Annotated in this window: 11 protein-coding genes; 1 reads left to right on the top strand and 10 read right to left on the bottom strand. The window is 43.3% G+C overall.

Annotation, left to right across the window (positions count from 1 at the left end; genetic code table 11):
- Positions 1-216 precede the first annotated feature (216 nt).
- The 10 genes from CAN90_RS03975 to sdaAB form a co-directional block, all read right to left on the bottom strand.
- On the bottom strand, positions 217-2,241 hold the full coding sequence (locus CAN90_RS03975) for an ABC transporter permease (protein ID WP_085832538.1): 2,025 nt from the start codon (positions 2,239-2,241) through the stop codon (positions 217-219).
- Entirely contained in the window at positions 2,238-3,002 is a 765-nt protein-coding gene (locus CAN90_RS03970; protein ID WP_085832537.1) for an ABC transporter ATP-binding protein, read from the bottom strand. The genes CAN90_RS03975 and CAN90_RS03970 overlap by 4 nt, the downstream gene beginning before the upstream one ends.
- Positions 3,003-3,137: 135 nt before the next feature.
- Positions 3,138-4,130, bottom strand: a complete 993-nt coding sequence (locus tag CAN90_RS03965; RefSeq protein ID WP_085832536.1) for a sensor histidine kinase — start codon at positions 4,128-4,130, stop codon at positions 3,138-3,140.
- A gap of 21 nt (positions 4,131-4,151) precedes the next feature.
- Positions 4,152-4,823: a response regulator transcription factor gene (locus CAN90_RS03960; protein WP_085832535.1), complete on the bottom strand. Its 672-nt coding sequence runs from the start codon at positions 4,821-4,823 to the stop codon at positions 4,152-4,154.
- Between the two features lie 199 nt (positions 4,824-5,022).
- Entirely contained in the window at positions 5,023-6,159 is a 1,137-nt protein-coding gene (locus CAN90_RS03955) for a GerAB/ArcD/ProY family transporter (protein ID WP_085832534.1), read from the bottom strand.
- 10 nt (positions 6,160-6,169) lie between these two features.
- The gene (locus CAN90_RS03950) at positions 6,170-6,409 is read right to left on the bottom strand and encodes a hypothetical protein (RefSeq protein ID WP_085832533.1); all 240 of its coding nucleotides are present in this window, start codon (positions 6,407-6,409) and stop codon (positions 6,170-6,172) included.
- Positions 6,410-6,412: 3 nt separating this feature from the next.
- On the bottom strand, positions 6,413-7,606 hold the full coding sequence (locus CAN90_RS03945) for a Ger(x)C family spore germination protein (protein ID WP_085832532.1): 1,194 nt from the start codon (positions 7,604-7,606) through the stop codon (positions 6,413-6,415).
- Positions 7,607-7,612: 6 nt separating this feature from the next.
- Positions 7,613-9,139 (bottom strand): spore germination protein, encoded by a 1,527-nt coding sequence (locus tag CAN90_RS03940; protein ID WP_085832531.1) that lies wholly within the window; start codon positions 9,137-9,139, stop codon positions 7,613-7,615.
- A gap of 272 nt (positions 9,140-9,411) precedes the next feature.
- On the bottom strand, positions 9,412-10,287 hold the full coding sequence (sdaAA, locus tag CAN90_RS03935) for an L-serine ammonia-lyase, iron-sulfur-dependent, subunit alpha (protein WP_085832530.1): 876 nt from the start codon (positions 10,285-10,287) through the stop codon (positions 9,412-9,414).
- A 14-nt stretch (positions 10,288-10,301) separates the two neighbouring features.
- Complete coding sequence (gene sdaAB, locus CAN90_RS03930; protein WP_085832529.1) at positions 10,302-10,967, bottom strand: L-serine ammonia-lyase, iron-sulfur-dependent subunit beta; 666 nt, start codon at positions 10,965-10,967, stop codon at positions 10,302-10,304.
- A gap of 376 nt (positions 10,968-11,343) precedes the next feature.
- On the opposite strand from sdaAB, the gene CAN90_RS03925 reads away from it, so the two are divergent.
- Complete coding sequence (locus CAN90_RS03925; protein WP_242953566.1) at positions 11,344-13,143, top strand: methyl-accepting chemotaxis protein; 1,800 nt, start codon at positions 11,344-11,346, stop codon at positions 13,141-13,143.
- Positions 13,144-13,173 lie beyond the last annotated feature (30 nt).

Here is a 13,173-nt window from a genome sequence, read left to right as displayed (position 1 = left end):
CTATCTTACATTATATGGGCTTACCTACGTGGTCCACGCAAGGCTTTCATATCACCATCTTGTACTCAGTGGCCTTTCTGTTTGCCGCTATTCTATTACTTAACAAACGAGCACCCCAATAACGGTCTAATCTTAAACTGCTATATATAAGCGAAAAAGCCTTCCTAAATAGGAAGGCTTTTTTAAAACGAATTCGAATGTGGGCAGTTTTTTAATTTATCTTATGCCGCTTACAATGTCGTAATAGGCTCGGGAAGTAATCACATAAACAAAAACGTAGAACAAGGCGAAGATAAAGAAACTGATAATTGTTACAAGAATAAGCAGCTTGGTATTAAAAAGACCAAACAGCAAGAGTAGCTTTGATATCATTGGGAATGCAAAAATAACATGAATTCCTGCTACAATTAAGGGGAGGAAGAACACGGTAAGCACCTGCGAATTAATGCTCTTCTTAATCTCTCTTTTTGTCATACCAACCTTTTGCATAATTTCAAAGCGGTTTTGGTCTTCATAACCCTCCGAAATTTGCTTGTAATACATAATCAGTACAGCAGCAAGAATAAACACGATGCCAAGCAGAATACCCAAGAAAAGCAGGCCACCGTTTACTCCATAAAAATCGGTACGATTTACGGCTAGGCTTTCCACAGCTACTCTGGCAAAATTCTCGTCTGCCTCATGGAGCTTTCGAATTTCCTTTGCGATCTCATCTCGAACGGCAGTCTGTTCCTTATCGTCACAAGCAAGATTAAACCCGTAATATTCGTACTCCGTTTGTATATTTCTTTCCTTGTATTTTTCAGCCGCATTCTTAAATAAAACACGCTGAGACTCCATGTCCGGTACGACAATGAAGAGTGAGGGATAAATCTTTACAGCATCCAACCCGTTATCCAGGAATTTAGGAACCTTTTTCTTAATTTTTTTAATGGAGTCGTGTAAAGTAAGGGTATCATGGTTGTACTCCACTTTTGTGTTGTAAAGTAGAATTTCGTCTTTTTCCAGTGTCTCCTTTGCTCCGGCCAAGCGATTGTATTCATCCAGTGAAAGAACAAATACTTGGCGCATTGCTCCCACGTCTGAAAGCGAAGCATTGTTCATTAAATTGGGGTCAAGGATGACTTTGTCACCCTCTAGAACGGATGATAAGGTAAGGTAGCGGTAATTTAGTATGTCATTTTGCTGCAAATTGTGCTTCTTCACAATTGAATTTGTAATTTGATGAACCTGTGTGGCTTGCGCTTCGTCGAGTGTATACGTCTCGGTTGCAATATCTCTGGGGTAGCGACCACGCAGAGAACTCTCCGAACCCACAAACAGGCATACGGTGGAGGACAGCATGACGAGCACCATGGTAGATAAAATGCAGATAGAGGCAAGGCCTGCTCCATTTCGCTTCATGCGGTACATCATGGAAGAAACAGAGACAAAATGGCGTGACTGATAGTAATATTTTTTATTTTTTTGAAGGATTTTGCACAGAACCACTGAACCAGCGATAAACAGCAGGTAGCTTGCAACGATAACCATAATAACCGCTACGAAGAACCATACCAAAGCGGTGATGGGCTCTTGTATTGTTATTGCAATGTAATACGCAGCTGCTAGAATGATAATACCGAGAAGTGCCAAAAACCAGTTGGATTTTGGAGGGCGTTCCCCTACGGTTTCACTGTGCAAAAGTTCAATAGGCTTTGAAACGTGGATTTGACGAAGCGTATTGAGAAAAATCAGCGCATAAATTGCTACAAAAAAGATGACGGTAGTGATTAACGAGCCGACCTCTATGGAAAAAGTAAAGTTGACCATACTGCCCATCATTTTTAAAAGCAGTAGCTCCGTCAGCTTCGAGAATAGAATGCCGAAGAAGAGCCCAAAGGCAAGCGAAATTACTAAAATTGCGGCGCTTTCCCATAAAAGAATGCGCATCAAATTTTTCTTGCCCATTCCCAAAATATTATAAAGACCAAATTCTTTTTTTCTTCTACGAATTAAAAATGAGTTGGTATAGAAGAGAAAAATGAGTGCAAATACAGCTATAACCCCAGTACCAAAGCCTAAAATGGTTTGAAGCGTATTGCCTCCCTGAATATTAGAGATATTTTCATTCTTCGATAAAAAACCAATGAGGTAATGAATCATAACCATACCAGAGCAGGTAAGAATGTAGGGCAGGTAGGTCTTTCGGTTTTTTTCCATACCCGTCCATGCTAATTGAGGGTAAAAGCCGAGCTTCATTTGTGGTCACCGCCTGTCGCAAGTACGGTAAGAGTATCCGATATTTTTTGGTACATGGTCTCGTTGCTGCTTGAGCCGCGGTAAATTTGGTGGAATACTTCACCATCTTTAATGAACAGTACGCGGCCTGCGTGGCTGGCAGCTTTAACGGAGTGGGTCACCATTAATATGGTTTGCCCGCCGTGGTTAATCTGTGAGAACAGGTGGAGCAGCTCATCGGTAGATTTTGAGTCGAGTGCACCGGTTGGTTCATCCGCTAAAATTAACCGCGGGTTGGTAATGAGTGCACGCGCTACAGCAACCCGCTGCTTTTGCCCGCCAGATACCTCATAGGGGTATTTATTTAGTAGCTCTGCTATACCAAGCTGCTTGGCAATTGGTTGCAGCCGCTGCTCCATCTCGCGGTAGTGAGTGCCGGCCAGAACCAGAGGCAGAAAAATATTGTCTTTCAGTGAAAACGTATCGAGCAGGTTAAAATCCTGAAAAACAAAGCCAAGATTATCTCTGCGAAAGGTTGCGATTTGGGATTCTTTTATTTTTGAAAAATCGCGAGCATCCAAAAGCACGGAGCCGCTGGTTGGTTTATCAAGTGCGGCCAAAATATTTAAAAGCGTTGTTTTACCCGAACCGGATTCACCCATGATTGCTACATATTCGCCCTTTTCCACGCTGAACGATACATTTTTCAGCGCTTCCACCTGATTGCCGCCAAAGCGGGTGGTGTAAACCTTTTTCAGGTTGTTAACTTCGAGAATCGACATGTTTGCATTCCTCCTTGTTATGGGCTTATTATAGCAAAAAGGAGAAATGGGCCGCCATTTCATCGGCTTACATTTCCCCTCGTTTTCCTTACATTTTTGAAAGGTGGTTAAAATAAATTTAATAAAAATGATAAATTACTCAAAATCCAGCTCAGTTCTGTTTAAATCCAAAAAGATTACAGTGCCCCTGCCAAGAGCCGATTTTGCCGTAATGCGGTGGCGTAAATTCGTGCAGATTCGGCGGCAAAGGTATAGGCCGATCCCGCTGGCTTTTTTATCGCTGTGCCCATTATAGCCTGTATAGCCTTTTTCAAATATTCTGGGTAAATCCTCCGGCGCAATGCCAATTCCGGAATCACCGATACTCAGAATCCCCGGATCATTCATCCTAATAAAGACGGTACCGCCATCCCGGGAGTACTTAATTGCATTCGAAATTACCTGTTCCAGTACGAAGAGAAGCCATTTTTCATCAGTTAAAACCGTAAAGTTGCAAGACTCATATTCCAGTTTTATTTTGCGGCGAATGAATTGGGAGGCGAATTTACGCACAGCCTGCCGTATAATCAAATCCAAATCCAATTTTTGAATCATATAATCGGTAGCTGCGGAGTCGAGCCGTAGGTAGCATAGCACCATCTCTACATATTGCTCAATTTCCCGAAGCCCTTCCGTCAGTTCCCGGCTAAATGCTGAGTCATCCTCCTGCAAACTTAGGTGCATAGAGGCAATCGGCGTTTTGATTTGGTGCGCCCAAACGGTATAGTACTCGATTAAATCGGTATAGCGGTTTTGCATTTGGCTCTCAATTGTTTTTTTCTCTTGGAATAACGAAATAAGAATGTCTTGGTACTCCTTTTCCAAAAGTGTTTTGGGGTGATGAAGAGGAGCCAAAGAAACATTTGCCCGGTGCGCCAACTCTTGTATTTGGATATGCCTGATTCGATAAAAATGAAAGCCAATCATGAAAAACACCAGTGCTAGAACACTGCAAATCGCCACAGGGTATAGTACAGCATCCAGCGGCAGGGAATACAGCGCAAACGTGAGAATAAAAATGCAGGAAAACAAGAAAAAGATAAGAATGTGCCTTGTGTGTTCCCGCAGGTAGTGTCCCCATAATTTCATTGTTTTTCCCTTTCCAGTGCGTTATTCCACAAGGTAGCCCATCCCAATTTTGGTGGTAATAAAATGGGGTAAACCGGCGGCATCCAGCTTTTTGCGCAGGCGGGTCATGTTAACGGTAAGCGTGTTTTCGTCCACAAAGCTGTCGGTTTCCCAAAGGCGTTCCATCAGCTTCTCCCTACTGACTACTTGGCCCTTGCGTTCCATCAGCGCCTGTAATATTCGGTAATCGTTTTTGGTAAGGTCAATGCGCTCGCCTTCAAAGGTAAGGGTTGCATCAGCGGTGTTGAGTAATGCACCGCGGTGCTCCAGCACAGAAACCTGCCCCGAAAAATCGTAGGTACGGCGAAGCACTGCCTGCACCTTTGCCATAAAAACCGTTAAATCGAAAGGCTTGGCGATAAAATCATCCCCACCCATATTCATTGCCATTACAATGTTCATGTTTTCAGAGGCGGAGGAAATAAACACAATGGGCACCTTTGATACACGACGAATTTCACTGCACCAATGGTAGCCGTTAAAAAAGGGCAGAGAAATGTCCAGCAAAACGAGGTGAGGGTTATATTCTGAGAAAGTGGTAAGAACATGCTGAAAGTCATCCACACAGTGTGCTTCCAGCCCCCAAGCTTCTATGTGTTTTTTCATGGAAGCTGCGATTCCCATATTATCTTCCACAATTAAAATTCGGTACATGGTATCACCCTGCTTTCTCTGCTCTTTATTTTACCCTTACCACATCGAATTGACAAGCCCGTTTTATACGGCTCTATTTAGCTATCTCATTTCTGCGCTAAATTGTATTCTTACCATATATATGTAGAAAAGCAATGCACAAATAAGGAAGCCCCTTGTTTGTGCACTGCTTTTTGCAGAGTTTGCGTATAAAAATGACTCACCCAGAACAATTCGGCAGGCTTTGTGCCATGCTTGTGTTATCTGCTGAAAAGAAGCTTTTTCCAATATAATAAACCACAATGATGGCGATGGGAATTAATGCCCCCGCGGTAAAGGAATAAGGTATCCAAACATATTTATCCCAAAAGCCAAGGTATGCACTGCTTGGGTACACAATATTCGAATAAATGAGTGTAGTAAATAATATGGGTGCTATTGTTTTGCGGTAATCTTTTAAATGCAGGGAATAGGCTAGGCCTTGAATTCCGGCATAAATGTAGCAAAACCCTTTGTAAAACAAGGTAATAATCCAAGCACCTACGATTAACCCCTCTACGCGAGACAAGAAGCCAAGGTTGATTTGCTTGGCCAAAAAATAAGTGGAATACACCGAAATATACGTTACATGGTTTCCCAATACCAGCATGGTCAAAAGCATTATAAAAAACATAATGATTGAGCCACATAGATAGCCATAAAAAATATTTTTTAGGGTTGCAGAATTGTTTTCGGTGTGAATGGGGTAAATCATCGTTAATAAAATAAGGGGCCACACGCGATAGCTGGTGATATACAAGGTTCCTTTTAAAATGGGGTAAAGCCCGTTTTCCATTACCGGTACAATATAATTAAATTGAATATTACCAATATTCGCAAGAAATAGGAATGCCATAATTAAAACAACGAGCCGAAATAAAATTTCAGCGGAGCGCACAGTAGTCTCTATCCCGTAATGAAGAGCAAGACCGAAAAGAAATATGATCATAAAATTAATCACATATACAGGCGTAGTAATCAGGTATTCAGTATTCATGAATTGACCAATATATGCGGTTATTTGAATGCCGCTGTGCAGGCAGAAGATGATGAAATAAGCGGTGATCACACCACCAACCCATTTGCCAAATACGGCAAAGAAGATTTGTACTAAATTTCTGTTGGGGAAAAGCTGCCCAAGTTTATAATACAGCAAAATAAAAAGTGCACCAATGGCTGTAGAGAGAAGCGATGCAATCCACCCGTCCCGCTGGCAAAGAGCGGCTACCGGCGAGCCCACCACTATCACGGAAGAGCCGCAGGTGGCGCAAGCTGTGAGGGAGAGCATTTGGTGATTTGTAACTTTTGTTTTACTCATAGGTCACCCCTTACCCTAGAATCTTTTTTGTGAGCTCAACCAACGGAGTTAACAGAATGGTAAGACTGTCTGAGGGGTTGTACACGGGAATGTCGAAGCATATAAAAATCCCTGAGACCAGGCCAATTAGCATAAACACAGCAAAGATTACCAGCTCTTTATACATGCTGCCCCGCAGCATTTTCGGTATCTCTTTAAAAGAATAGAACCCAACAAAGGCAAGCATGATAAAAATACTAATTAGTTTCATACGTTAATCCACCTGAAAGAGTACATATTGGCTAATGGAGTCTGAACCTGAAATTTTTACGTTGATATCATATTCTACCGGAAGATTGACAAAACCAACATTGTTCCAATCACTTTTTATTCTCTTCCACAGTTTTGGGTCAGCGTGGTGAATCTTATCCCCAAATCCGAAAATATCACTTTTTAGAAATTTTGCTTTTTTCATGGCTGCTTGGCAATACATTTCAATTTTTTTCGCGGCAATTGTTTCAATTAGGCTAATATTTTCTTGCGTAGAAATATCTAGCTTGCTTCCCATACTTTGAATGGATGCTGAAACCTGAATCTTAACCTTCATTTTGGGTACACCCTGTTCTATCGTTACCTCTTGCTTGGTAGCAGCCTTTTTAATACTGAGTGCTAACTTACCGATTTGATCATTTTCCAGTTTCATACCAGAACTAGAAAAATTCCCGTAAATATAATTAAAACCAAAGCTCTCTGGTAAATCGAGCCAGCCAACCATTTTATCTAGCAAAAAAACAGCGTTATCTTCTAATTGAATCGGGTCATTTTGTGTTTCTTTTAAATTATCCATATTTTTTTCTGGTTTATCGCTGTTCATAGAAATACCGGTGATAACGGCATTCAAACCCTGGTCAACAACGCAGTTGGTTAGCTCGGTTAATTTAATTTCGTTTGTAGAGCCCCAGATTTTTTGCGAAATTTGTATGCTAGAATTGATATTAGCGGCAGGATCATTCTCTAATTTTGTAACATTATTGAGCAATTCATTGGCAGTGCAGTCTTTAGCAACACCAAAGAAAAGCTCTGAGCTAGTTTGGTAATGGCGCAGCATAAAATCAATAATCTCTGCGATGCCGTCCCTAGCAAATTCTTCCCCAAAAATAATGGTTTGCATATGAGTACCAACAATTCTGCGGGGAGACTGAGTACTTGTTTTACGAATGATTTCAAGTAGGTTGTCCCCGGTTTCCGTATATACAACAAAGGGAGCCTCATTGGTACCCTGCTGTGTAGCCGTGGCCTTTGGGTTTAATACTTGAATCGTAAGCAGATACTGGCCTTTTGAATCTTTATCAAAACCCAATGCAGTTGAAAAACCAAGCTGATTTAATTCGTAGCGATCCCAGCAGCCGGTAAAGGAAGGCAGAATCAGTACGACAATTAGAAACAGTGCAAACGCTTTTTTTCTCACGGGATGTCATTTCCTTTCCGGAGTTTGGGTTTGGCCTTGTTGCATCGGCTGGTTAGACGCGCTTCTTGGTGAGTCCAATTTGCTGAATATACTGGGGTATGGCCTTTTCTTCCACAAGGGAGCGCGTATAACGGAATCCGTATTCTTGCCCGGGAATACTGGAGCCAGTGGTGCCATATAGGGTACACCAAACGATTTTAAGCTGCATAGGTGAAGTACAAGACCAATTAAGCAAATAAATATGCCATATAGCCCTATAAAAGCAGCAGACACCATAAACATAAAGCGAATAATGCGCAAAGAATCTGCCATTGAAGTATTTGGAATGCAGAAGCTCGCAATGGCGGTAATCGAAACAATAATTACCATTGCAGCAGATACAAAGCCGGCCTGCACTGCAGCCTGCCCCAAAACCAGTGCACCCACAATGGAGATAGCAGGGCCGATCGCTCGTGGCATGCGAATACCAGCTTCTCGCAGAACTTCAAACGTAATCTCCATTAAGATTGCCTCAATAAAGGTGGGGAGGGGTACTCCCTCTCGCTGTGCCGCAATATTTAAAAGGAGCGGTGTCGGAATTAGCTCTTGGTCAAACGTGGTGAGCGCGATATAAGAACCGGGTACAAGCACGGTTAAAATCATGGAGAGTAGCCGAACAAAACGGAACAAAGCCGCTTCTGCCGGGTGGTGGTAGTGGTCTTCGCTGGAGACAAAAAATTCAAGGAAAGTGGTAGGGGCAGTAAGAACATATGGGGTGCCATCAACCATAATTGCAATTTTGCCTTCTAACAGGCTGGCACAAACGGCGTCCGGTCGCTCGGTATTATAAATAGTTGGGAATAAGGAGCTCGGGTTATCCCGTATCATTTCTTCTACATATTCACTTTCGAGAATGGAATCAATTTGAATCTGATTCAGGCGCTTTCTTGCTTCTCGTATGGTGCTTTCCTTTGCAATGGTTTCAATGTAGAGCAGTGCAACGTTGGTTTTGCTAACAGAGCCCAATTTATACGACTCCACACGCAGAGCCTTGTTTCGAATTCTTCGCCGAATTTGAGAGAGATTGCTTTCAATCTGCTCCGTAAAGCCTTCCTTTGGCCCGCGAATAACGGTCTGGGAGGTTGGTTCTTCAATTGACCTGCCTTTTGGCCCGTATGTGTTGTATGAGAGAAAGGATGAAATACCTTCCAATAGAATAACAGTGTGTCCCTCTAAAATCTCTTGCAGCATATCTTCGGGGTTTTCTCCAACGGTTACGGTAGAGCCACATAAGGGAGTGTTTTGCAGCATTTCAAAATAGCTTTCCATCCGGTTGCCGATACCTCTAATGGAACGGGAAAGCTTGTCTATTTCAAAGCTCATATCTCGAGTCTTTTCTTTGTCGGTAAGGCTGCAATAAAAGACCAGGCAAATGCGAGCGCTGCCCAAACCTCCAGGTAAATTCATTTTTTGGATGTTAAGGTCCTTACTGTTGCCCAACTCCTGCTGGATGAAGTCAATTTTCGCTTTTAAAGAACTTGGGTTTTGTTTCATCTTAACCATTCCTGCTGCAATTATTTCCTGTGTTTTTTATCCAACAGAATGGTCTTATTATGGCTTGCTTACACCATGATTATGTAAAAATATGCAATTTAAGATTGCTTAAAACGCTAGCTTTAAAGTTCAATTATGGAAGAGGAAGGCTGAAATCTTAAAAAATTATTGTATAAAACAATAAATTGCACCCCTTTAGTTATTTAAGTAGATTATACTGTCTAACTAAAAGGGTGCAGTTCACAAAGCAGGTGGGTTTTTAACGGTAGATTTCAGTGTTTAATAAAAATATCTTCAAAAATACTTTTTGCTGTGGAGGTAGCAGCGAGGCCGCCCTGTGCGGTTTCTCGAAGCTGTGTAGGCAACATTTTGCCCGTATGGTACATAGCGCCAATTACTTCATCGGGCGGGATGACGCTTCTTTGGCCGGCCAGTGCCCAATCTGCACTGAGCAGTGCATTCACGGTTTGGGAGGCATTGCGTTGTGCGCAGGGCACTTGAACCAAGCCCGCTACCGGGTCGCAGACTAATCCCATTGCATTCATCAGGCAAAAGCAACTGGAATGCAATGCGGCTTCCGGTGAGCCATGGCGCATTTCTACTGCGGCGGCAGAGGCCATTGCGGCGGCGACACCGCATTCTGCCTGGCAACCGCCCTCTGCACCCGCGACCGTCGCGTTGCGGGTAATTACCGCTCCAACGCCTGCCGCAGTAAGGAGACCACAGAGTGTTTCCCGTTCGGTAAGATTATATTTTTTGCGAATAGAAAGCAGCACTGCCGGCAAAATTCCGCAAGCCCCGGCAGTGGGAGCGGCACAGATTTTCCCCATTGAGGCATTTACCTCGCTGCTTGAAAAAGCCATCGCCATCGAGTGGTTCATCCAGGAGCCGCACAGCGAATCATCTTTTTTTGAGTAGTTATATTGAATTTGGCTTACACCAGTGATTAACCCGCCTATGGCATGCTGCGGGTTAGTTAGCGCTTTGGTTGCAGAGCGCTCCATGACCTCATAAGTGTGAAGCAATCGCTCAAATACAACTTCTTCTGTTTTCTCGGTTAAATCCATCTCATTTTCCAGTACGATTTGCCATAGGGGAACCGTTCTGTTTTGTGCCTGCGTTAATAGCTCTTCTGCGGTGCGGTACATCGCGTTTTCCCCTCTCAAATCAGATTAATCGCACGAACCTGAAAAATATTCGGTATGGCTCTCAACTGCTGTGTCGCCTCCTGTGGAATCGCCTGATCTGTTTCAATGGTACAAAGCGCGGTGCCGCCTTTTTGGGAGCGGCTTACCTTCATAAGCGCAATGTTTATTTCGTATTCGGCTAAAATCCCGGTTATTTTGCTAATGGCTCCCGGGCGGTCTCGGTAACTCAATATTAATGCAGGTAATTGTGCGGTATAGTGGGTAGTGAAGTCATCTATTTGTGTAATGATGATTTGTGCACCGCCAATGGAAGAACCTATGACACGGCAAATTTGCTTATGTTGCTGGTAAAAGGTAAGAATAGCGGTGTTTTCGTGAGCGCCCTCTAATTCCGTTTGATAAAACTCGAAGGAAAGCCCCGCCTTTTTTGCCAGCTCAAATGAGTTAGGAAGCCGCTCATCATCCTCGTAATACCCCAGTGCGCCAAAAACCAAGGCACGGTCTGTTCCATGGCCGCGGTAGGTTTTTGCAAAGGAGCCGTGCAGGCCAAACGTAACTCGGTCATATGGCTCACCCGCTATTACTCCAGCAATCCGCGCGAGCTTTGCCGCTCCGGCAGTGTGAGAGCTGGAGGAGCCAATCATAATAGGACCAATCACCTCAAAAATACTCAATTCCATTTTACAGCCTCATTTCGTATGAATTATCGCTGTTACACAGTAAATCCGCATTTCAAGCGCGAAGTTTCAATTGCTATTGTTTCCCCAAAAATAAAATAAATGGGTAAGTTAAAATATATTTTACAATTTCATTGCTCTGTTCTAAATTATCTTATAAAGTTAACGATAATAATTAATGAGATTAAAGACAACATTTTCCAGTTAGGCAGAATATCCCTGTATTCATCTTTTGTGGTGGTGAGATAGCGATATTTTTAATGGGAGTCGAGGGAATCTATAAATAATAGCTGATAATGAGTATTATTTTTACTGTTATTTCTTCTGTGCTTCTCGATTTGGAAAATAGGGAATTACACAAAGGCGGAGGGAATAATTGATGAAACAACCATTTGGCTCGAAAAAGACAATCCAGCTAAAGCATAGAATTTTACGTTTTGTGGGTATTCTTTTATTAGAAATAGTTATCGTGTTGTCGGGGCTTTCCTTTTTCTTCTTAGATGGTGCGTTTGGGCAAGTAAACAATCAACAGAAATCGGCGTTTGATACGCAAGCGAAAAATGCGGTTGAAACCGTAATAAGCGCTCTAGAGGCTAATAACAAACGCTTTGAAGCAGGTGAGATAACCGAGCAACAGGCAAAACAGATTGCACAAACCATTGTGCGAGATACCCGATACAACAATGGTGACGGTTATTTGTGGGCAGACCAAAAAAATGGCCTCTGTGTGGTGCATATGAACAAAGAATACCAGGGTCAAATGCGGTATGATTCGCAGGACAAGCAGGGCATTTATTATATTCGCAACCTAATTACTGCTGGTGATAACGGCGGCGGGTATACAGAGTACTATTTCACAAAGCCCGGTCAAGACGGTGTATTTAAAAAGAGAGCTTACACGGAGCTGTATAAGCCATATGGCTGGTATATTAGCACCGGTAACTATTTCGATGATATTGAAACCAGTATGGCGCAAAACCGTAAGGTACAGCGTACGGATGCCGCAGTTTTAATAGCAGTGAGTATATTGGTGGGTGCATTAAACCTATTCTTTATGCTGCGTTGGGTAGCAAAGCTTACAAAACCCATTGAATTAGTAAGCGAACGGCTCTCGTTGCTATCAGAGGGTGACGTACATACCCCGCCAGTCGATTTGGTTGAAACGCAAGACGAAACCGGAAGACTGACCTTCGCTTGTAAAGCCTTGATTGAAAATATGAACGGCGTAATTGGCGACGTAACCCAGCATTTGGATAAAATTTCAAAAGGAGATATGCGAGCAAAGGTTGAGTATACTTATGTAGGGGATTTTCAGCCAATTGGCGAGTCTTTGGCAATCATATATAGCTCGCTCAATGAAACGCTTCGCACCATTAGCCTTTCGGCAGAACAAGTAAATGCCGGTGCAGACCAGGTTTCTGCCAGTTCGCAGTCCCTGGCATCCGGTGCTTCTGAGCAGTCAAGCTCCGTAGAGCAGCTTGCGGATTCCGTTGAAAAGGTAGAGGCAGCGGCAAACGAGAATGCTGCCGGTGCACAGGAGGTCTCGGGTCAGGTTGGACTCGTGGCGCAGGACATGACTCGAACCAAGCAGCAAATGACAAACCTGAATGCAGCAATGGAGCAAGTGAAAGAGACTTCCTCGAAAATTGGTGAAATTTCAAGCCTGATTGAATCCATTGCGCAGCAAACCAATATTTTGGCGCTGAATGCTTCCATAGAAGCGGCTCGGGCAGGTGCAGCTGGTAAAGGCTTTGCCGTAGTTGCGGCAGAGGTGGGGTCGCTGGCATCCAAAACGGCACAGGCAGTAAAAGAAACGGGAACGCTGATTGCAAGTGCGATTACTGCGATTTCAGAAGGCGCCAGACTCACGCAAACCGTCTCCAGTATGGTGGATGACAGCGTGGAAAAGGCAGAAGCCATAACTGCGGCAGTCACTGAGATTGAAAAAGCTTGTATTTACCAGGCGCAAGAAATCTCGCGCATAACGCATGGGTTAGAGCAAATTTCAAACGTGGTGCAATCCAATGCAGCGGCGGCAGAAGAAAGCTCCGCATCAAGTGAAGAACTTTCTTCGCAGGCTCAATTGCTTTACCGCGAGCTGGATAAATTCCGTTTGTTGGATTCTCCAGTATCTCGTACGTTCGGCACAGAAAGAGAAGATTTTTATACTGATTTTTAATAATTAAAGGTGAAAGCGGTTCCCCGGCAT

It is taken from the genome of Clostridium merdae, assembly GCF_900176635.1.
GTDB classification, from domain to species: Bacteria; Bacillota; Clostridia; order Oscillospirales; family Acutalibacteraceae; genus Faecalispora; species Faecalispora merdae.
Note: the sequence above shows the minus strand (reverse complement) of the source record. Positions and strands in the feature narration are given on the sequence as shown.